The sequence below is a fragment of the Mesorhizobium sp. M1A.F.Ca.IN.022.06.1.1 genome, from assembly GCF_003952605.1.
Lineage (GTDB): Bacteria > Pseudomonadota > Alphaproteobacteria > Rhizobiales > Rhizobiaceae > Mesorhizobium.
This window is the reverse complement of record NZ_CP034455.1, coordinates 2,704,478-2,723,072: the sequence shown is the minus strand read 5'-3', so window position 1 is coordinate 2,723,072 and position 18,595 is coordinate 2,704,478. Positions and strand designations below refer to the sequence as shown.

The 18,595-nt window shown below is 62.7% G+C and carries 17 protein-coding genes and 2 pseudogenes; 7 read left to right on the top strand and 12 right to left on the bottom strand.

The features are described from left to right. Window positions 1–76: 76 nt before the first annotated feature. Entirely contained in the window at window positions 77–1,006 is a 930-nt protein-coding gene (locus EJ078_RS12880; RefSeq protein ID WP_067324214.1) for a TIR domain-containing protein, read from the bottom strand. A 483-nt stretch (window positions 1,007–1,489) separates the two neighbouring features. Between EJ078_RS12880 and EJ078_RS12875 the strand changes: the two genes are divergently transcribed. Beyond that, window positions 1,490–2,773: an O-antigen ligase gene (locus tag EJ078_RS12875; protein ID WP_095777019.1), complete on the top strand. Its 1,284-nt coding sequence runs from the start codon at window positions 1,490–1,492 to the stop codon at window positions 2,771–2,773. A gap of 112 nt (window positions 2,774–2,885) precedes the next feature. Here EJ078_RS12875 and EJ078_RS12870 read toward each other — a convergent pair whose 3' ends face one another. The 3 genes and pseudogenes from EJ078_RS12870 to EJ078_RS12860 all read right to left on the bottom strand — a co-directional run. Next, window positions 2,886–3,980 (bottom strand): acyltransferase, encoded by a 1,095-nt coding sequence (locus tag EJ078_RS12870; RefSeq protein WP_127215149.1) that lies wholly within the window; start codon window positions 3,978–3,980, stop codon window positions 2,886–2,888. A gap of 106 nt (window positions 3,981–4,086) precedes the next feature. Continuing rightward, window positions 4,087–5,274, bottom strand: a complete 1,188-nt coding sequence (locus tag EJ078_RS12865) for a polysaccharide biosynthesis/export family protein (RefSeq protein ID WP_095777021.1) — start codon at window positions 5,272–5,274, stop codon at window positions 4,087–4,089. 175 nt (window positions 5,275–5,449) lie between these two features. Beyond that, window positions 5,450–6,064 (bottom strand): annotated as a pseudogene (locus tag EJ078_RS12860) (sugar transferase); the annotation flags it as partial. Window positions 6,065–6,732: 668 nt separating this feature from the next. On the opposite strand from EJ078_RS12860, the gene EJ078_RS12855 reads away from it, so the two are divergent. After that, window positions 6,733–6,999: an exopolysaccharide production repressor exox gene (locus tag EJ078_RS12855; RefSeq protein ID WP_067003432.1), complete on the top strand. Its 267-nt coding sequence runs from the start codon at window positions 6,733–6,735 to the stop codon at window positions 6,997–6,999. On the opposite strand, the gene EJ078_RS12850 is transcribed toward EJ078_RS12855, so the two are convergent. The 8 genes and pseudogenes from EJ078_RS12850 to EJ078_RS12820 form a co-directional block, all read right to left on the bottom strand. Continuing rightward, a complete protein-coding gene (locus EJ078_RS12850) occupies window positions 6,970–8,229 on the bottom strand; it encodes an ABC transporter ATP-binding protein (RefSeq protein WP_245459208.1) in 1,260 nt (419 codons plus the stop codon). The genes EJ078_RS12855 and EJ078_RS12850 overlap by 30 nt on opposite strands. 91 nt (window positions 8,230–8,320) lie before the next feature. After that, window positions 8,321–8,803: pseudogene (locus tag EJ078_RS30430) on the bottom strand (ABC transporter ATP-binding protein); the annotation flags it as partial. 71 nt (window positions 8,804–8,874) lie between these two features. Then, the gene (locus EJ078_RS12845; protein WP_127215151.1) at window positions 8,875–9,855 is read right to left on the bottom strand and encodes a serine kinase; all 981 of its coding nucleotides are present in this window, start codon (window positions 9,853–9,855) and stop codon (window positions 8,875–8,877) included. Further along, the gene (locus EJ078_RS12840; RefSeq protein ID WP_127215152.1) at window positions 9,852–11,771 is read right to left on the bottom strand and encodes a lasso peptide isopeptide bond-forming cyclase; all 1,920 of its coding nucleotides are present in this window, start codon (window positions 11,769–11,771) and stop codon (window positions 9,852–9,854) included. The genes EJ078_RS12845 and EJ078_RS12840 overlap by 4 nt, the downstream gene beginning before the upstream one ends. Before the next feature lie 3 nt (window positions 11,772–11,774). Next, the gene (locus EJ078_RS12835; RefSeq protein ID WP_127215153.1) at window positions 11,775–12,191 is read right to left on the bottom strand and encodes a lasso peptide biosynthesis B2 protein; all 417 of its coding nucleotides are present in this window, start codon (window positions 12,189–12,191) and stop codon (window positions 11,775–11,777) included. Next, window positions 12,175–12,423, bottom strand: coding sequence for a PqqD family protein (locus tag EJ078_RS12830; protein WP_245459206.1), 249 nt, complete (start codon window positions 12,421–12,423; stop codon window positions 12,175–12,177). The genes EJ078_RS12835 and EJ078_RS12830 overlap by 17 nt, the downstream gene beginning before the upstream one ends. Window positions 12,424–12,624: 201 nt before the next feature. Then, window positions 12,625–12,777: a lasso peptide gene (locus tag EJ078_RS12825; RefSeq protein ID WP_082953851.1), complete on the bottom strand. Its 153-nt coding sequence runs from the start codon at window positions 12,775–12,777 to the stop codon at window positions 12,625–12,627. A 292-nt stretch (window positions 12,778–13,069) separates the two neighbouring features. Beyond that, a complete protein-coding gene (locus tag EJ078_RS12820) occupies window positions 13,070–13,282 on the bottom strand; it encodes a hypothetical protein (protein ID WP_127215155.1) in 213 nt (70 codons plus the stop codon). Here EJ078_RS12820 and EJ078_RS12815 point away from each other — a divergent pair. The 5 genes from EJ078_RS12815 to EJ078_RS12795 all read left to right on the top strand — a co-directional run bounded on the left by EJ078_RS12815 (window position 13,281) and on the right by EJ078_RS12795 (window position 18,497). Next, the gene (locus EJ078_RS12815) at window positions 13,281–14,438 is read left to right on the top strand and encodes a nucleotidyltransferase family protein (protein WP_208721548.1); all 1,158 of its coding nucleotides are present in this window, start codon (window positions 13,281–13,283) and stop codon (window positions 14,436–14,438) included. The two genes, EJ078_RS12820 and EJ078_RS12815, sit on opposite strands and share 2 nt — an antisense overlap. 55 nt (window positions 14,439–14,493) lie before the next feature. Beyond that, window positions 14,494–15,510 (top strand): glycosyltransferase, encoded by a 1,017-nt coding sequence (locus EJ078_RS12810; RefSeq protein WP_127215157.1) that lies wholly within the window; start codon window positions 14,494–14,496, stop codon window positions 15,508–15,510. Between the two features lie 126 nt (window positions 15,511–15,636). Further along, window positions 15,637–16,077, top strand: a complete 441-nt coding sequence (locus EJ078_RS12805) for a hypothetical protein (RefSeq protein ID WP_245456998.1) — start codon at window positions 15,637–15,639, stop codon at window positions 16,075–16,077. Window positions 16,078–16,162: 85 nt separating this feature from the next. Beyond that, a complete protein-coding gene (locus EJ078_RS12800; protein WP_127403393.1) occupies window positions 16,163–17,035 on the top strand; it encodes a glycoside hydrolase family 16 protein in 873 nt (290 codons plus the stop codon). A 130-nt stretch (window positions 17,036–17,165) separates the two neighbouring features. Beyond that, complete coding sequence (locus EJ078_RS12795) at window positions 17,166–18,497, top strand: UDP-glucose/GDP-mannose dehydrogenase family protein (protein WP_095824327.1); 1,332 nt, start codon at window positions 17,166–17,168, stop codon at window positions 18,495–18,497. The last annotated feature ends 98 nt before the right edge of the window (window positions 18,498–18,595 follow it).

Genomic DNA, 18,595 nt, shown 5'->3' with positions numbered 1-18,595 from the left:
GTTCCCGACAATCTGTTGAGCCGAACGGTCCGTTCGTCAAGCGCCGGCGCCTTCGCCGCGACTGCCAGCACTGTCGTCAGACATTCTTGATCGACTTCCAGTGACTTAGCCGTTCTGCGATCAACTCCACGCGCCGCTGATTGTCGTTCCCGTCCAGGATGGTTAAGTCCTGCGGATCGGCGCGCAGATAGACGCCGGACGTTCGCGCATTCACCTCCGGATTCGTGTCCGAACGTGTCGTGAAATATCCGGACGCGCGCTCGGCGGATTCCAGCCGGATTTCGCCTGTCCCGTGCAGCTGCGGCGCGTTGGCGTCCAACGGCCGTTCCCCGTTCCAGTAGTAGAAGATGCCCGAAGACTCTCCTTTCTCCTTCGACGCCTCGCTCCAGTATCTGGCCGACAGGCTGCCATTCTCTTGCCATGAGCGGCCGTTCAGCTCCAGTGCGCCGTTGCGGTCCCGCGAGATCCTGAGCAGACTGACCGCGGAAGGCTCCCTTGCTGTGCGCTCTGACAGGGAGAACTGCCACCAAAACCCCTCTATGCGGGCGACTCGCCCCTCATTTTCGATGGCATTTCGCAGTTTTTGATTGATCGCTCTGGTCTCCGCGGCGGTCGCTGCCTCGCCGTAGCGTACCGACGTCAGGCCGAGCAGATCGCTGGGAAGCTTGGCACCATTCGCATGCAGGATGAAGGTCCGGCGCATGCCGAGAACCCCGCCGAACAGGCCGGCCTCGAAAACCACATTGTCTCGCGGAGAAGCCTGGGCGGGAACAGTGGTGGTCGATTCCGGCTGGCTCGCGCTCGTCCAGTCGTCCTGGGCGAACACGAAAGCGGCGAAGTCGACCTCGCGCGTCAGCTCGAGGAGACGCCCCAGTGTTGTCGTCCCGGGATTGAAGGATGTCGTCCAAGGTTCGACATTGGCAATATCTTCAAGGCCACGCTGCAGCGCCTGCAACAGCTTCTTCTGTTTTCCTGACGAGCCCAGGAAGATTCGCGGTTTGGCCATTCGTCTCTCTCCGGCGCAATAGACTCCTCACAGCGTAGGCGGTTGTCCTATCTCATTGCAACGACCGCATTACCATGGCACGCCTCCAGCTACACCTCCGCGCGGTGCTGGAAGAACTGCAGGAAGAGCTCGCGCTCGGTGGTGATGCTCGGGGACCTGTTCTCGCATGAGCCATGATCGAAATCGATTTTCGGGAAGGATCATCCGCCAACGAGCAACAGGCCGCCCCATTCCGGCCTTTTCGCTGTGCAATATGCCTGTGATAACGCCTCTTTGCCCGTGGCAACATTTCCGGTTGAGCCACCGGCGATAGGGCGATAGATTATGCTGCAGTGCACAATGAACCCGGTAGGGCCGAACGTCGGCTCATGCCGGCTATCAGACACTGAACCGCGCTAACTGTTGTTTACGCAATTCCCGACGAAAGACAGTCACACACTTTTCCTGGAATTGCTCCAAGGCTGAACGGACGAAAAATCCGGCATGAAGATTCCAAAATCCATTCTGCTCGATCCGGAGGCAAACAAGGCCTATGGCGCCTTTGCCGTCGCGGTTTCCGTTCTTGCCTTTGCCTATTCCAGCAATTTCGGTCAGGTCCTGATCCTCGCCTATTACGCGGTCTGGCTGCCGCTGTTCTTCGTCGACTACCGACGTTTCACCTGGAAGCTCTCAAACGCTTGGCTGCCGATACTCTTCGCGACCTATGTCTGCCTGTCGGTCTTCTGGTCGCAGGCCGCCGGCATCAGCGCGCGTGCGGCGGTGCAATATTCCTCGCATATCGTCTGTGCCTATATCGCGGCCCGCACCATCAGCGTGCGGACGCTGGTCCTGGGATCGCTGATCGGGATATTCGTCGTCCTGCTCTACTCGCTGAAAGTCAACGCTTACGCGCTGGACATAATGGACGGCACTTTCAATTTCGTCGGCGCCTTCGCCTCCAAGAACCAGGTCGGGTTCTTCTCGTCGTTCGGCATCTTTTTGTCTTTCGTCTTCCTGATGTTTTACCGGCGCAACTGGCTGAGCTTCTTCTGGACCGCGCCGATCATCCTGATGTCGGCATACATGCTGGCAATCTCCCACTCGGCGACATCCGTCGCCTCGCTGCCGGCGGTGCTCGGCATCGTCATCTTGCTCACCATGAGCAGGGTCCTGTCGCGGCGCTACCGCCGCGTGCTGTTCGTGGTCGGCGGCGGCGCGTTGGTAGCCGGCGTGGTGGCCGCGCTGAACCTTGGCCTGCTGGACGTCGTGCTCGGCATCTTCGGCAAGGATTCGACGCTGACCGGCCGCACCTATCTCTGGCAGCAGGGTTGGGAGGCGGCGCAGCTGCACCCGCTGCTCGGCTACGGCTATGCCGCCTACTGGGTGCAAGGGTTCGCCGATCCGGAACGGTTGTGGGCCGAGTTCTACATCACGACCCGCACCGGCTTCCATTTCCACAACACCTATATCGAGACCCTGGTCGAGATCGGCTTCGTCGGCGTCACCATGCTGGCGCTGATCATCCTGCGCGCCTTCTACGGCCATATCTCGAAGGTGGTGTTCGGGGTCTGGAGCGCCGATTCGGTGGTGCTCGCCGGCGCCGTCGGGCTGATGCTGATCCGCTCCTTCTTCGAGGTCGAGATCCTCGGCCCTTACTTCATGGCCTCCTTCATCGTCTATTATGGCCTGTTCAAGCTGAACCCGCTGCCGGTTGCCCGGCGACGGCGGGTTGCCATTCCTGTCCAGGATGAAAAGCCGGCCAACGGCCACATGCCGGCGCCGGTCTGATCGCGGTTTTCGCCTAGTCCCCCGAAAGCGAGAACCGGTTTCGGGTCAAGGACATGCGTAAGACCAAAAACCTAAAAGAGCGCGGAGCAAATCTGAAAGATTGCGACGCGCTTTAGGCCACGGCTCGCGAGCGCTGCATTTGCCGCTGCAGGAAGCGGCGCACCGGCTCGTCATAGATGCGGGTGGCAATGTCGGCGATGACGATAACCGCAGCGGCCATGACGATGCCGAACCAGGGATGATGCGCGAACGGGTCGACCGACGCCGCCTTGCCGGCCCCGGCGATGATCATCAGCAGCGGCGTGTGGATGATGTAGATCGGGTAGGAGACCCGCCCCAGCCAGCCATAGAAGCTAGCCAGTCGCGGCGCGGTCGGCGCCACCGCGCCGGTCACCACCATGAGCGGGAAAACGACGGCGATAGAGGCGAGGTCGTAAGCGACACGCCCGGCAGCACCCGCAGGCGCGATGGCGAAGACGATCAGCGTAAGCAGGATCGCGGCCTCGACCCACCAGCCGCGCCGCAGAAAGCCGAGGCCATCCTGGTAGCGCGCCATCGACCGGCAGAGCAGCACGCCGAGGAAGAAGGAGAACCAGACGCGCGGCAGCCCGCTGATGATGGTCTTGCCGGTCATGCCGAAATCGAGCGTGCCGGCAAGTGCCGAGGCGACGATCAGCAGCAGCAGGCTGACAGCCACCAGCACCGTCAGCACACGTTTCGACAGCAGGAAGAAGACGGCGGCATAGGCGATGTTGACGATCAGCTCGAAGAACAGCGACCACGAAGCGGGATTGAGCGGAAAGATCGTATGGTAGGCATCGCCGACCAGCGGAATGAAGAGCATGCCTGTTGTGAGCTGCGTGCCGATCTCCGACAACGGCATGTATTCCGTCGCAATCAGCCTGTTCTTGATCAGCAGATAGAAGCAGCCGAGCAACGTGCCGACGAGGTAGAGCGGGTAGAGGCGTATCAGGCGGATGGCCAGGAAGGTGCCGAAGCCCATGCCGTTCTCGATCTTGCGGTCGTAAGCGTGGGCGATGACGAAGCCGCTGAGCAGGAAGAACAGGTCTACCGCAAGATAGCTCGACGGCAGCACTTTGCCGTCGGCCAGAAAGGGCGAGAAGTGATAGAGCATCACGCTGATCGCCGCCACGCCGCGGATGGCGTCGAGGTTCAGGTAGACGTGACGCGGAGCGGCAGGCTGCATTCTATGCCTTCAAGCGGTCCAAACAGATTGCTCGCCCGCACCTTGGCGCGAACGAGCCTGACTTGTTCCTCCCGCGGACCGCGCTGAGCGAGGCCCGGGCGCCCGGCTACTGGCTGGCCATGGGTGGGCCGCCGGCACTCGGCGCCAGCTTCACCTTGATGACGTCGCCCGGCAGCACCGGCGTGTCTTCCTTGGCGTCGATCTCGCTGGTCTTGCCGTCGGCAACACGCACCAGCGAATACAGCAGGGCCGGTTCCTGGCCGCCTGTTATGGCAGCCGCCATTGCGGGATCCGAGGCCGCGGCGATCAGGCCCTTCTGCATGGCAGTCCTCAGCGTCGCCTCGTTCAGGTCGGCCTCGGCCTGCTGCCGGCTCGCGGCCAGGTTGGAATTGAGCGTGTTGCGGGCATCGATGGCGTCCTGATCAGCTTTGCTGATCGATTGCTTGGCGGTGAGGATGGCCGTCTCATAATCCAAGATCTTGCCCTGCAGGTCCGCCACCGACTGTTTCGAATCGAGCAGTCGCGCATTGGCGACAAGGCCCTTCTGGGCCAGCGGACCGATGCTGGTGAGCTGCTGCTGCGCCAGATCCACTTGCTGCTGCTGGTTGGCGATTTTCTTCTGCAGCGATTCGATCTCGCCTTCGAGCACGCCTTTCAGGTCATCAAGCGCGTCCAGCTTCAGCTTCAGCGCCTTCTGGTCGGCCGTGAGGATCTGCATTTCGTCGGCAACGATGGCCTGCGTTCTCGGGTCGTCCGCAGCCTCCTTCGGAATCTCGAAGCTCGTCTTGCCGGCAAGGTCTGCGTCGATGCGGGCACGCTTTATGATCAACCGCAGCCGCTGGTCGTCATAGATATCGAAACTGCCCTTGGCGGTGACCAGGTCCTTGCCGAGCTGAGGGCCGTAATCGGCGTTGCGCCGGATGCCGCCGGCGATGCTCACCGCCTTCAGTACCGTAAGGTCCGGCACGTAGGGGAACTGGCCAGGGTTCTGCACTTCGCCCGAAATGTAGAATGGCCGGAACTGCGCCATCTCGACCGAGGCTTCAGGCTTGTCGGGCAGTGCCAGCTTGCGCTGCAGCGCGAGACCGATCGCGGCAGCGATCTCCGAGGTCGTCTTGCCGGCCGCCTGCATCTCGCCGACGAACGGTACCGAGAGCGTGCCGGCGGGGCCGACCGAATAGTCGCCGTTGATGGATGACCAGTCGCGGAACGTGCCGTCGACCGTCTGCCACTCGGCAATGCGGATGTTGAGCTTGTCCTGCGGCCCGAGACGATAGTCTCCAGCCACCGCCATGGTGGGAATCGCAAGAGACAGGGCAAGCGCCACGGCCGCAAACCGGCTGGGCGCCTTGGAAAGGAGTCCGAGGGGGTGGTTTTTCAATGAACGTTTCCGATCCGCGTTAGCCCCATCCGCCCGATGAGATTACTGCCGGACGCCTGTCCCGAGATTGGCGGGACAGGCCTGGCGGTCAATAGCTGCCGCGCGCCATCCACACGGCAGGCACGGTTTTGACGATGATGCGAATGTCCTCGACCATCGACCAGTTCTCGACATAGTGGCGATCGAAGGCGACGCGCGTGTCGTAGGACACGTCGTTGCGCCCGCTCACCTGCCACAGCCCGGTGAGGCCCGGGCGCGACTTCAGATAATAGACTGCGGCGCTGCCGTAGATCTCGAGCTCGTCGCGTACAACAGGGCGGGGCCCGACCAGGCTCATGTCGCCCTGCAGGATGTTGATGATTTGCGGCAGCTCGTCGAGGCTGAGCTTCCGCAGCACCGCGCCGACACGCGTCACTCGCGGATCGTCCTTCAGCTTGCGCGTCGCCGCCCATTCGGCGGCGGCATCCGGATTGGCCGCCAGATGCGCGGCGAGCACCTTCTCGCCATCCTGCACCATGGTGCGGAATTTGAGGCAGGCGAAAATCCTTCCGCCGCGACCGATCCGCTTGTGGCCGTAGAAGATCGGGCCGCGGTCGGAAAGCTTGACCAGCAGGGCGACCATCAGGAAAAGCGGGCTGAGCAGGACCAGACCCGCCAGGGAACCGACGATATCGAAACTGCGTTTGAGCAGACCGCCGATGGGGGTGGAAAATCAATGCCGGCCTGCGAAAAACCCGCATTAGCCGGCTTGGCGACGTCCCTCATGCAAAAGCTCCATACGTTGAACGGATGGTTTACGGCACGATACCAAAAAAATGCTGCAGCGCAACACACAATTTCCCATTCGCGTGAAATGTTCGCGTCATGAATTGACCAAATAATAAACCTGCCGTGCCCAATTTTTGGCCTTTGTGGCATGTTTATGACAACGTGAGAGGTTTTTTGGTAAATGTAGTACAGCTTTCGGGCTGATTTTGGGCGATGCATTCTTTGCTGCAGACGAACGGCGGTTGCAGGTCGTAAGAATCACTCGCTCAGGTAAGTTCATCGCATCAAATACTGCTTAATGTTTCGGATTCTACTGTCGAGGATTTCGCTATAGTGAATAGGTGGCGATGCAGGGGTGTGCGCCGCAGCATGGCAGAGTCAATGCCGCGAAACCCTTGGCTTCATGTGCATTTGGCCTTGCCGCAAAGGTCTCGCCTTAATAGAGTGGCAAACTGTTGCTGTCATAGTCCGGATGGGTCGGAAAGGCCGGAAGCAACCGGCCTGATTGGGCAGCCAGAAATAGCTCTCTGGCGGAACGGGGAGTTACGCCGGTGGGTAGACCACAGCTTTTGCTTGCGCGTGCCGGTTGACGGGCCGACGAGCATGTCTTTGCCAAAGTTCATCGTCGGGATGATATTCACGCTCGCTGTTGTAGTCGGCTGGTCCTGGCTCGACGGCGAATCGCTTGGCACCATCATCATGCGCGCCGTGATTTGCGCTGTCGTCATTCAGGTGGGGTACTTCGTTCTGGTGTTCGCCATGATCGCAAGGAGCGGGCCGATACCCGCCGACAAGGCGCGGCAGGCAGACCGCGGCATCAAGGTGCCCGATGGCGAAAAGCTAACCGCCCGGCGCGGCAGCCTCCGCTGATCTTTCAGCCGGCGCCGGGGGCGGCGTATTGTCGGCCAATGTTGCCGTTTCCCGTTCGGCCCGTTCGCCGGTGAGCATCCTGGCCAGCCGGCTGCCCGACTTTGCTTTCAGCCGCTGATATTGCCCGACCTCGACGATGCGGCCGCCCTCGATGGCCACGACCCAGTCGGCAAAGGCGATCATCGACGGCCGATGCGCGATGGTGAGGATAGTCATCTTGCCGCGCAATTCCTCGATCGATTGAGCGATCAGCGACTGATTCTGCCAGTCGAGCGCGCTCGTCGCCTCGTCGAGGATAAGCAGCGAGGGTTCGCGCAGCAGCGCCCGTGCCAGCGCGATGCGCTGGCGTTCGCCGCCGGAAAGCCTGACGCCGCGATCGCCCACCACCGTTTCGAGCCTCCGGTCGAGCTGCTCGACGAAGTGGGCCGCATGAGCCTTGCGCAGCGCAGCCCACAGCTCCTCGTCGCCGGCCTGCGGCGCCGCCAGGCGCAGATTGGCGCCGATGGTGTCGTGCAGCAGAAACACGTCCTGCGGCACATAGGCCACCTGGCCGCGCCAGGCCCTGCGGTTTTGCGCGGTGATCTCGACACCGTCCGCCAGGATCCCGCCTTGGCTCGGCTCGAGCAGCCCAAGCAGCATGTCGGCGATCGTGCTCTTGCCCGAACCGGACGGGCCGATCAGCGCCGTCACCTCGCCAGCGGGAAGGCCGAAGCTAATGCCGCTCACCACCGGCCTTCCATCGCCGTCGCCATAGGCGAACGAGACGTCGCGGATATCGAGGCCCCTGTCGAGCGACAGCCTTGCGCTCGGCGCGGCATCGCCGGGCTCCATCTCGCGCTCGGCATCGAAGCGCGCCTGCAGGGCCTGCATGGCGGTGTAGGCCGGCAGGTTGATCAGCATCTGCTGCGCCTGCACCTGCATGTCCATGAAGCGGGGCGCGACCCGCATGAAGACCAGGAGCAGCACGACGATTTCCGCAAGGGAGAGATGGAAGCGGACCAGCGCGATGTAGATGAACAGGCTGAGCCCGATCACGCTCGCGACCTGGAACAGCGCGGTGCCGATGGTGCTGTTGCGGACATAGGCGACATTGTCCGCCTTCATCTTGTCCAGCGTCGCGCGGAGCTGCGCGAAATAGCTCGTCTCGACATTCAGGCTCTTGGCCACCTTGATGCCGCCGAGGAACTCCGACACCGTACGGTATTGGTCCTGGCGGCTGCCGGTCAGCACGCGACCGTAGGCGGTGGCGCGCGCGAAAGGGCTGCAGCGCGATGAACAAGAGCACGCCGATCAGGATCGCGAAGCACGTCATCACCGGCGAGATGAACACCGACACCACGAGATAGCCGGCAAGCAGCAGCGCCGTCTGGGCAAGCATCAGCAGCGAGAAGGCTGCGGCCTGAACGCGGTCGATGTCGCCGGTCAAGGCGTGGTCGAGATCGGAGCTGCGCATGCGGGTGAAGACACCCCAGCGCGCCTTGCCGATGCTCTCGAACAGGTTCATGCGCACCCGGTTGACGAAGTCGTAGAGCAGCCGCGCCATGTAGAGCGACTTGAAGCGGTTGAACATAGCCTGCAGCGCCACCAGAGCGACGAGCAGGCAGAGCACCGTCGCCAGCGAGAGCGTCCCGCCCGGCACCAGCCAGCGCAAGGCGCCCGGTACGCGCACGGCGAAATCCTGGTCGGCACTGCCGATCAGATGCAAGAGCGGGATCAAAAGCAGGATCGAAAGGCCCTCGGTCAGACTCCCGAGCACCAGGAAAGCAAGCGCCGTCAGCGTGCGCTGCCCGCCGATATGCGCCATGACACCACCGAAGCCGGCCACGTCCCGCAAAAGTGTCAGGCGAAGTTTCGAGGACCAGCCCATGCCGCTGCTCACCTTGCCCGGGCCAGATCGCGCTCGATCAGGGCGACGGCATCATCGATCCGCTCCAGGCCTGCCGGCACTTCGAGCCGGCTGACGCCGATCCGGCCGGCAAGCTGCGCGCAGTGCTGGAGATGGGTGGACGCGAAATCGGCGACCAGCGCCTGCCGGCCGAACCGCGTGACATAGGAGAACTTGATGATCGCCGGCAGCGCGGCGGCGCCCTTTAGCGGCGTGATCGCCGCCTGCCCGTCGCGCTCCAGCACATAGATCCGGGCCGCCGGCACGGCTTCGCCGGAGAATCCATCTCGCAGCCGATGCTGCGCCTTCTCGATCTGCGGATGCACCTGCGGCCGCACCTCCGCTCGGCCGATCCTGATGGCGTTCGCGGCATCCGCTGCAAGCTTGAGCTGCGGAAAGCCGGGCAGGATCATCGGCCGTGAAGGATCGGACAGGTCCAGCGCCACGACATCGTCGGTAAGCAGAAGGTGACCGGCGCGGATCATCGCGCCCGCCGTGGTCGACTTGCCGGCACCCTTGTCGCCCATGAAGATCACGCTTTGCCCGCCAACGGCGATCGCGCTGGCGTGGAGGACGAGCAGGCCACGCTGATGCAGCGTGAGCGCCAGCACCGGACCCAAAAGTGGGAAGGCAAGCAGCGGATCATCGACGCCCGGCGCCGGATCGACATCGATCCGGGAGGCATCGCTGATCAGGAAAGTGCCGACGGCTTGCCAGGACAGGTACTTGCGTGTCGGCTCGAAGCGAAAGGCCGCGGCGTTCGCCAATGCAGCCTCCGGAAAATCGATCGGCCCAACAGCGATCTCGATGTCCGGTGTTGCCGGCGCGGTCGGTTCCAGTTCCGGCAAAGCCACCTCCGACCCGATCGTCAGGCCGTACGCCTTGTAGAACCGACGGGCACGCCCGTTTCGAGGGGCCGCTTCGATGGCGGAGCCGGGCCTCGCGGCAAGATAAGCGGCTGGAGAGTTCATGCAGGGCTTCCATGCTGTTGGACCTGCCGCAGCCATAGCGACAGTGAGGCCGAACGCCAGATATGCTGGACGTCGGGCAGCGTCGCCTGCTCGGGCCGCTGCAGCATGCGCGCATAGACCGCGTTCACCTCGGGCAGATTGACATAGGGGGCGATCAAGTCGTTGTCCGACACCAGCAGCCGGTCCAGCAGATCGCGATGGTTGACGATCATGCCTTTGACCAGGCTGGCGGTGAAATCGATCTTGTCGCGCCGCCACTGCACCGCCGGCGGCAGCACGCCTTCCATCGCCCGGCGCAGCACATGGCGGCCGAAGCCGTTGCGCAGCTTTTCCTCGCCCGGCAGTGCCAGGCAGAATTCGACCAGCGGCTTGTCCCAGAACGGATAGCGCGGCTCGACGCCGAAATTGGCGGCGGCCTTGTCGAGAACCTCGAAAGCATGGGGCACCAGCCCGGTGGACAAAAGCCAGCGATGGGTGAGCGCTTCGCTGGTGCTGACATTGGCGGGCATATAGGCCGCGCGATGGAAACGTTCGGCGAGATCGGTACGCCTGGCAAGCTCCGGATTGACCAGTCCTGCCCAGGCCGCGCGCGGTGCATCGAAGCGTCTGCGCCGCAGTTTTCCGAGAAGACGCCTGGCCTTCGCCCTCATCCTGGCAATCCGCCAGGCCGGCCCGTAGGCGGCGAGGAACTTGAAGTAAAGAGGCAGCATCCCGTCGCCATAGGTGTTGGCGGCACTGTGCAGCTCGCGCCACAGCTCCAGCCACCTGCCGCGATGGGCGAGCTCATGCAGATGCCCATGACCTTGCGATACGACCTCGTCACCGCCGTGGCCGTCGAGAAGCACTGTGACGCCCTTAGCGCTCGCGGTGCGATAGACGCTGCGGGTCAAGGACAGACCGGGCGCCAGGAAGGTCCCTTCCTGTTCCTCCAGAATGCGATCAAACTCGGCGAAGGGCGCATAGTCGCCGACCGCGATCAGCGTGCCGTCGAGCCCATATTGCTCCAGCACTGCATCGATGAAGGGCCGCTCGTCCATCGAAGACCCCCTCTCGAACACCAGCGAGAAAGTTTTGAGCTTCGGCTTCTGCGTCGCCGCAGCTTGAAGTCCGGCCATGCAGGCGATCGAGGACGAATCGAGCCCACCACTCAGCATGGCACCGACGGACGGAGTGCCCCGCATCCGGTTTTCAACCGATCGCGCGAAAAGATGCAGGAACTCGTCCGCCGCATCCGAACGCGGCGGCCTTTGTGACGGCTCAATCTCCCAGTAGCGGCTCAGCACGACCTGATTGTTGGTCACCGTCATGCTGTGCCGAGCGGGCAAGCGAAAGATCTCGGCATAGAGCGTGGATTGCGGATCGTCCGGCAGGCCCGCGAGAAAGCCGGAAATCTGATGCTCGCTGAGAGCCCTGCCGACACCATCCAGCGCCAGAAGTGGGCCGATCTCCGAGGCGAAGGCAAAGCGCCTGTCGGCGCAGTGGTAGTAGAAAGGTTTGACGCCGAAATGGTCGCGCGCGCAAAACAGCGCCCGGCGCTCGGCGTCCCAGACCGCGAAGGCGAAATCGCCTTGCAGGTAGGTCGGACAGGCCTCGCCCCATTTGAGATAGGCCTGCATCAGCAGCATGGCGTCGGCGGCCGATCGGTCGCACACGCCAAGTTGCGCCAGAAGCTCCTCGCGGTTGTCCAGCCGGCAATCGGCCGTAATGGCGAGCTTGCCGCCGGCCATTGTCAGCGGCCCAGGGCCCTGCTCGCCGGTCGTGTCGAGCCAGGCATGGCCTAGTGCTGCGTGTCTGTCCGTCCACCATGAGCTGCCGTCGCGCGCCCGATGGCGCATGCGCGCCAGCATCTGCTGGATGTCGGCCGCCGCCGCTGGGCTGCCATCCTGTCTGAGCAGAATTCCGGCGACGCCGCTCATCGCCTAGTGTCCGTGATCGACAAGATGGGCAAAGCCGTTGATCGAGCCGCCAAGCACGATGTGGTCGCCGCTGATCAGCCAGGCATGCGCCTTGAGATCGGCGCCGGGGTCGCGCGCGATGCCGATGCTGATCGTGGAGGCCTTGCCCTGGCGGGCAAGCAGATACTGTCCGGCGAGCGCCTGGGTAAGGCAGCTGGCGCCCGGCACGTATCGCGCAGCAGCGGCAACGCCCCATGCGACGCGCCGCAGATCGGCGATGCCAGCGTCATTCCTCGCTTCCAGTCGAGTCACCAGCGCGCGCATGCGATTATAGGACGAAAGCGTAAGCCCCAGCCGTACCAGGCTGACCACTGCCAGGCAGCGCGCCAGAAACAGCGCCTCCGGGCCGCTAAGCGAGAGGACCCTAGGCCAGTTCCTCATGGTGGAAACTCGCAAGCCCGGCTTCGATCAGTCCCTTGAGCAAGCCCTCGACATCGGCCTTGCAGCGTTCTGTACCGACATCGTAGCGGGCGAGCACCGCGCTTGTTATGTCGGGGATCGGTCGTGGCTCCTGGATCAGCTCCCAAATGCAGGCGCCGACGCCGTTCAGGCTGTAGTAGATGTTGGATTTGAGATGGAGCAGCGCCAGTCCGTTGCCGAATTCACAAGCCACGGCATCGCCGCTCGCGACCACGCGGTCATGGTTTGATGGGTTCCAGTGCATCCTAAAACGTCATTGTTGAACGCCTGCGTGACCTCGACCGGGATCGGTTGCCTGCGATCCTCAGGGAGCCCAGGACAGGGCCCCCGGTTCACCGTTTGAAGAAAGAGAACGCCCGGAGCCCCAACTGCGACAACTCCGGGCGCTGCAAGCTCAGGAGAAGGTGAGCTCACCGACCGGTGTGTGCGCGGGAAATGCCGCGTCAAGCGCCGTGGTCCCGGAGGCACCCTGCGTGATCGTTTCGATCGAACCGTGAACCGTCAGGCTTGGGGTCTCGTACTCTTGCTTTTCAACATTCTGTTCCATTCTATTCTCCAATTAAGACTGGAAGCGGCGTCGGAATGCCGCCAGCATATTGCTATGCTGCATTGCAATTGCTGCACGGCAACATTTATGAGTCAAGCCTGATTTACCAGGCAGTAATCAATTCTTGGTTGCGCATGCCTGCGTCGGTGATGACACCGTCGGATTTTTGCATCTCGGGCGAACACCACTCGAACGTTCAACATCGCCTTTTTGCCGTCTAAGTAAGCATATGATTTGATTGAGGTAAGTTCGTGAGCTTAAGTGGCTATGTGGGAATTGCGATGAAAACACTTCAGAAAATAGCAGATTGCCGGCTCACTTCGCCGCCGCCGGATTTGTCTTCAAAAGTGATCGGCGATGACCGAATATGAACGCTCAGGTTGCAGGCGCGAGGCGGCTTGGGAAGGCGCTGGATGGCGCTCCTGATTTTTTGGCGATGCTTTTCTTCGCAGTTGCGGTATAAACGCCGCCGCGGGCGGTTTTGCGGAGAGACGACAACGGGCATGGCCGTGCAGGACGCTTCTTACGACAGGCTGCGTGCGGCCGGCAGTGCCGACGAAGTCGCCTATGTGCAGGCCTGTCTGCGGCTGTTCTTCAATCCAACAGCGCGAGCAGTCGACCATGGCGGTATGCCGGCTCCGGCAATCTGCGTGGCCGACGTTACCGACATTGCGAGGTTGAACAAGGTCGCGGTCTTTTCGCTCAAGGCTCTCTCGCATGGGGCCACCGGCCCGACGCCTCCCGAATTGCTCGCATGGCTCGATGGTTATCGCCGGCGTACCATGTCGATGAATGCCGCCTGCATCGGCGATTCGATCGCCATCCATCAGGTGTTGCAGGACAGGCAGATCGACTTCGTCTTCCTGAAGGGACCGCTCCAGCAGCAACTGCTCTACGGCGACCATTTCATGAAGCCGTCCGGCGACGTCGATATTCTGGTTTGCCCGTCCGGCTTCGCTGCCGCCCGCGAAGCCCTTCGCTCGGCCGGCTACGAGGTCGCCGGCAAGTCCCGGTCGGTCTGGTGGGTGCGTTTCCTCGGCGAGCAGCACATGGTCCGCGACGATGGCGTGCGGGCCGCAACGGTCGATCTCCATTATCGGCTGCAGCAGCCGGGCTCGCCGAGCCCGCGCGACATCGACGGCTTCCTGCGCCGCAAGCGCGAGGTCAAGGTTGCGGGCGCCTCCATGCCCCTGATATCGGCGTCCGACACGTTGCTCTTGTCCTGCATCAGCGTCGCCAAAGCCTTCTTCAACCGCGAGCCCTGCGCCGGCTATGTCTGCGACGTCAGAGCCGCGGCCGGCCGGCTGAACGAAGCCGAGCAGCAGAAACTGCTCGACCATGCCGCTGAGCAGGGCCTCGCCGACACGCTGCTACTTGCTTTGCGCGCGGCCGATGTTCTGCTTGGCGGTACCGGCACGCTGCTTTCGGACCGCGCCACCCGGATCCTGGCGCGCATCGACAATGCCGACCTCTTCCACATGGTGATCGCGCCCTGGCTGTCCTCGTTGCGCTGGCCGCAGCGGCGAACGGTGCTGTGGGAGCTCTGCGGTCGCGAGCCGGTGCGCTATCTGGCGGAGGCCGGCTGGGCGGCTTCCGCCGATCTCAGCCGGCGGATCTTCGAGCGGCCGGCCGCGGCCGCGCTGGTGCGGGGCAACGCATGAAGATCGGTTTTGCATTCATAGGCGGGCTGTCACTCACGCAATCGAAAGGTGAATCATGGCCGTGACGACCCCAAGGGTCTGCGTCATCATCGCCGCCCGCAACGCGGCGCGGACCATACCGGTCGCCATCGCTTCGGCTCTGCGCGAGCCGGAGGTGGCGGAAGTCGTCGTGGTCGACGACGCCTCCACCGACGACACACAGAATGTGGCGCGCGCCGCTGATGATGGCAGCGGTCGGCTCAAGGTGATGCGTCTCGACGTCAACCATGGTCCGTCCTTTGCGCGCAACGCCGCGATCAAGGCTTCCGTTTCGCCTTTCATCAGCATCCTCGACGCCGACGATTTCTTCCTCGAAGGCCGTTTCCGCCGGCTGTTTGCCAGCCCCGACTGGGATTTCGCGGCGGACAACATCATGCTGATCAGGGACGATGCCGCGACCGACCCCACCAAGGTCGCAGCTCCGTCCTTCGCGCCAGAACCGCAATTCCTCGACTTCGAGCGTTTCATCGAAGGCAACATTTCCCGTCGCCGCCTGCTGCGCGGCGAACTGGGCTTCCTCAAGCCGGTGATCAGCCGGGCGTTCCTCGATCGTCACGGGCTGAGGTACGATGAAAACCTGCGGCTCGGCGAGGACTACGAGCTCTATGCGCGCGCGGTCGCCCGCGGCGCGCGTTTCAAGATTATCAAGTCCTGCGGCTATGGTGCGATCGTTCGCGCCGATTCGCTGAGCGGCCGCCACAGGACGCAGGACCTGAAGCGGCTTGCGGATGCCGACCTGGCGCTGCTGGCGCTGGGCAACCTGCCGGAGGGTTCGAAGGCCGCGTTGCGGCGCCACGAGCGCCATGTGCGCGACAAATATCGGCTGCGGAATTTCCTCGACGTGAAGGCGGAGCGCGGCCTGGCATCGGCTGCCGCCTATGCCTTTGCCAGCCAGTCCAATCTGATCCCGATCGTTCGCGGCGTGGCGGGCGACAAGCTGGACGCGTTGCTCCGCCGCGCCGGCATTGCTGCAAAGCAGCAGGTGCCGCCGATGCGCTTCCTGATGCCGGCAACGAGTGCCGCAACAGAATGATCCGACAAAAGCGTCAGCGCTGGCGCCGTTCCCAAAAAAATCCGCTTTCCGAAACTACGAGGTTGCCTACTTGCCCCGAGAATGGCAAGCTATGTTGCGGTGCAGCAATTTCGAAAGGCCGATCGAATGGCTTCGATTTTTGGCTTCAGATCCAGGGATCCGGCGCGTGACCGGCAGACCGATCTCCAGCGGCTCGACCGTCTGGCGAAGCTGTTCGACCAGATCTCCGCCGAGATCGAAGCGGAAAAGACCGGGCTGGAGAACCGCTATCGGTCGACGGCAACCAACGCCGCTTTCCTGGTCGAGGCAATGGAGAACGGCTCCGCGTCGACAGACAAGTCGTCGGATGTCAACACGATGACCGGCGCGATCCTGAATTACGAGCGGCGCATCGCCGAACTCACGCGTCAGAAAGGTCTGATGAAGGAACTGCGTCATTCGCTCGACGCGATTGTCGAAGATGGGGTGTCGGGCAACCCGGTTCGCGGGCCGCACAGGCAAGGTCTGCGGGCAGAGGCTGACAGCGCTTCCAGGCGCGGTCATAGCTGCAAAACATTAGAGGAGTAAGAGGGGGGAGGATCAGAAGCGGCTCTCTGGAGGCGGGCCAGGAATGACTTTGGGTTGGGGCGGACAGCACAAAGGTAAGTTTGTCATGAACGCATATCCGAACGACACCTCCACCGCGGCTGCTTGCAGCATGCCGCGCGCGAATTCGAATAGGTCGAAGAGGCTTAAGCTCTGGCTCGCCGGCGCGCTGGTTGCGGCCGCGGCCGCCATTGTGGCACCACCCCATTCGGTGCATGCCGAGGAGATGCAGAGCGCGCCGTCCTTCGTCGACAATTTTTCGAATTTCGACCGTTCGCGCTGGTTCGTCTCCGACGGCTGGAGCAACGGCAATCATCAGAACTGCACATGGTCGAAGGACCTTGTCCGGCTTTCGGACGGCGTGCTGTCGCTGAGCTTCGAAAAGCGCAAGCTGAAGGATCGCGACTTCGCCTGCGCCGAGGTCCAGACCAAGCAGCGCTATGGCTACGGCGTCTATGAGGCGCGGATGAAGACCGATACCGGATCCGGCCTCAATGCCGCCTTTTTCACCTATATCGGACCGCAGGACAAAAAGCCCTGGGACGAGATCGACTTCGAGGTCCTCACCAAGGACCCGACCAAAGTCCAGGTGAACAGCTACATCCAAGGCAAGCCGAAGAACGGCAAGCTGGTCGACGTCGAAGGCGGCGCCGATAAGGGCTTCAACGACTATGGGTTCGTCTGGGAGAAGGACCGGCTGCGCTGGTATGTCAACGGCAAGCTGGTCAACGAGGTGACCAACCCGGACGAATTGCCGACCAATCCGCAAAAAATATTCTTCAGCTTGTGGGGCAGCGACAAGCTGACCAACTGGATGGGCGCCTTTGCCGATCCCGGCCGCAAGGTGACCATGCAGGTCAAGCGCATCGCTTTCACAGCGCTCGGCCAGCCGTGCCAGTTCCCGGAGTCGCTGGCATGCACCATAACCAACAGCAACTAGGCATGTCCCCCAAAGTAGGAACTGGTTTTGGGATGCGGATCATGCCGAATATCTAGGCCTCATGGGCCTGGGGGACATCTTAACTGGCCGGGCCGTTTTGCGGCCCGGCCTTAAACAGGAATAGAACCAAATGAATTTGACGGTGTTTGGAATTGGCTATGTCGGTCTCGTCCAGGCCGCGGTGCTTGCGGAAGTCGGGCACGAGGTGGTGTGCGTCGACATCGACGAAGCGAAGGTGGAGCGGCTCAACCAGGGTTTCATCCCGATTTTCGAGCCAGGACTGGAAGCTCTCGTCAAGGAGAACCACGCCGCCGGCCGCATCCGCTTCACGACCGACGCGGCCGCGGCGGTCAAGCATGGCCAGATCCAGATGATCGCGGTCGGCACGCCCCCTGGCGAGGATGGCTCGGCCGACCTGAAGTACGTGCTTGCCGTCGCCGAGGCCATCGGCCGCGAGATGGACGCGCCCAAGATTGTCGTCGGCAAGTCCACCGTGCCGGTCGGCACCTGCGAGAAGATCAAGGAAAGGGTCGCCCAGACGCTGAAGGCGCGCGGCCGCGAGGACCTGACCTTCGACGTGGCTTCGAATCCGGAATTCCTCAAGGAAGGCTCGGCGGTCGCCGACTGCATGAAGCCGGACCGCATCATCGTCGGGACGTCGAGCGAGGCCACCGAGGCGGTGATGCGCGAGCTTTACGCGCCGTTCAATCGCAACCACGAGAAGATGATCGTGATGGATGTCCGCAGCGCCGAGTTCACAAAGTATGCGGCCAACTGCATGCTGGCGACCAAGATCAGCTTCATGAACGAGATGGCGAACCTCGCCGAGCAATTGGGCGCCGACATAGAGGAGGTGCGCAAGGGCATCGGCAGCGATCCGCGCATCGGCTACCATTTCATCTATCCCGGCCTGGGCTATGGCGGCTCCTGCTTCCCCAAGGATGTACGCGCGCTGATCAAGACCGCCGAGGGCGTCAAGTTCGACGCCAAGCTGCTGCGCGCCGTCGAAGAGCGCAATAACGCGCAGAAATCGGTGCTGTTCGACAAGGTCAACCGCTATTTCCAGGGCGCCCTCAAGGGCAAGACGTTTGCGCTGTGGGGCCTGGCCTTCAAGCCGAACACCGACGACATGCGCGAGGCTCCGTCGCGCACGCTGATGGAGGCGCTTTGGGCCGCCGGCGCCAAGGTGCAGGCTTACGATCCGGAGGCCATGCAGGAGTGCCAGGCCATCTACGGCCAGCGCGAGGACCTTCTCTTGTGCGGCACCAAGGAAGCGGCCCTGCGCGGCGCCGACGCGCTTCTCATCTGCACCGAATGGAAGAGCTTCAGGGCTCCCTCCTTCGACGCGCTCAAGGACGCGCTGTCGACACCGGTCATCTTCGACGGCCGCAACCTCTACGACCCGAGGGTCATCGCCCGCTACGGCATCGAATACCACTCGATCGGCAGGATGGCGGCATGACAGTGTCCGCCGCCACCTTCCCGCCGTATGGCTCCGGCGAACGACAGTGGGACCGACAATGATGGGGTGCCGAATGATCGTGCGCGTTTCGGGAGATT

Bases quoted from the DNA above. Each gene is read 5' to 3' on its own strand.
- EJ078_RS12880 (WP_067324214.1), bottom strand. From the start codon at position 1,006: ATGGCCAAACCGCGAATCTTCCTGGGCTCGTCAGGAAAACAGAAGAAG.
- EJ078_RS12875 (WP_095777019.1), top strand. From the start codon at position 1,490: ATGAAGATTCCAAAATCCATTCTGCTCGATCCGGAGGCAAACAAGGCC.
- EJ078_RS12870 (WP_127215149.1), bottom strand. From the start codon at position 3,980: ATGCAGCCTGCCGCTCCGCGTCACGTCTACCTGAACCTCGACGCCATC.
- EJ078_RS12865 (WP_095777021.1), bottom strand. From the start codon at position 5,274: ATGGCGGTGGCTGGAGACTATCGTCTCGGGCCGCAGGACAAGCTCAAC.
- EJ078_RS12855 (WP_067003432.1), top strand. From the start codon at position 6,733: ATGTCTTTGCCAAAGTTCATCGTCGGGATGATATTCACGCTCGCTGTT.
- EJ078_RS12845 (WP_127215151.1), bottom strand. From the start codon at position 9,855: ATGAACTCTCCAGCCGCTTATCTTGCCGCGAGGCCCGGCTCCGCCATC.
- EJ078_RS12840 (WP_127215152.1), bottom strand. From the start codon at position 11,771: ATGAGCGGCGTCGCCGGAATTCTGCTCAGACAGGATGGCAGCCCAGCG.
- EJ078_RS12835 (WP_127215153.1), bottom strand. From the start codon at position 12,191: ATGAGGAACTGGCCTAGGGTCCTCTCGCTTAGCGGCCCGGAGGCGCTG.
- EJ078_RS12825 (WP_082953851.1), bottom strand. From the start codon at position 12,777: ATGGAACAGAATGTTGAAAAGCAAGAGTACGAGACCCCAAGCCTGACG.
- EJ078_RS12815 (WP_208721548.1), top strand. From the start codon at position 13,281: ATGGCCGTGCAGGACGCTTCTTACGACAGGCTGCGTGCGGCCGGCAGT.
- EJ078_RS12820 (WP_127215155.1), bottom strand. From the start codon at position 13,282: ATGCCCGTTGTCGTCTCTCCGCAAAACCGCCCGCGGCGGCGTTTATAC.
- EJ078_RS12810 (WP_127215157.1), top strand. From the start codon at position 14,494: ATGGCCGTGACGACCCCAAGGGTCTGCGTCATCATCGCCGCCCGCAAC.
- EJ078_RS12805 (WP_245456998.1), top strand. From the start codon at position 15,637: ATGGCTTCGATTTTTGGCTTCAGATCCAGGGATCCGGCGCGTGACCGG.
- EJ078_RS12800 (WP_127403393.1), top strand. From the start codon at position 16,163: ATGAACGCATATCCGAACGACACCTCCACCGCGGCTGCTTGCAGCATG.
- EJ078_RS12795 (WP_095824327.1), top strand. From the start codon at position 17,166: ATGAATTTGACGGTGTTTGGAATTGGCTATGTCGGTCTCGTCCAGGCC.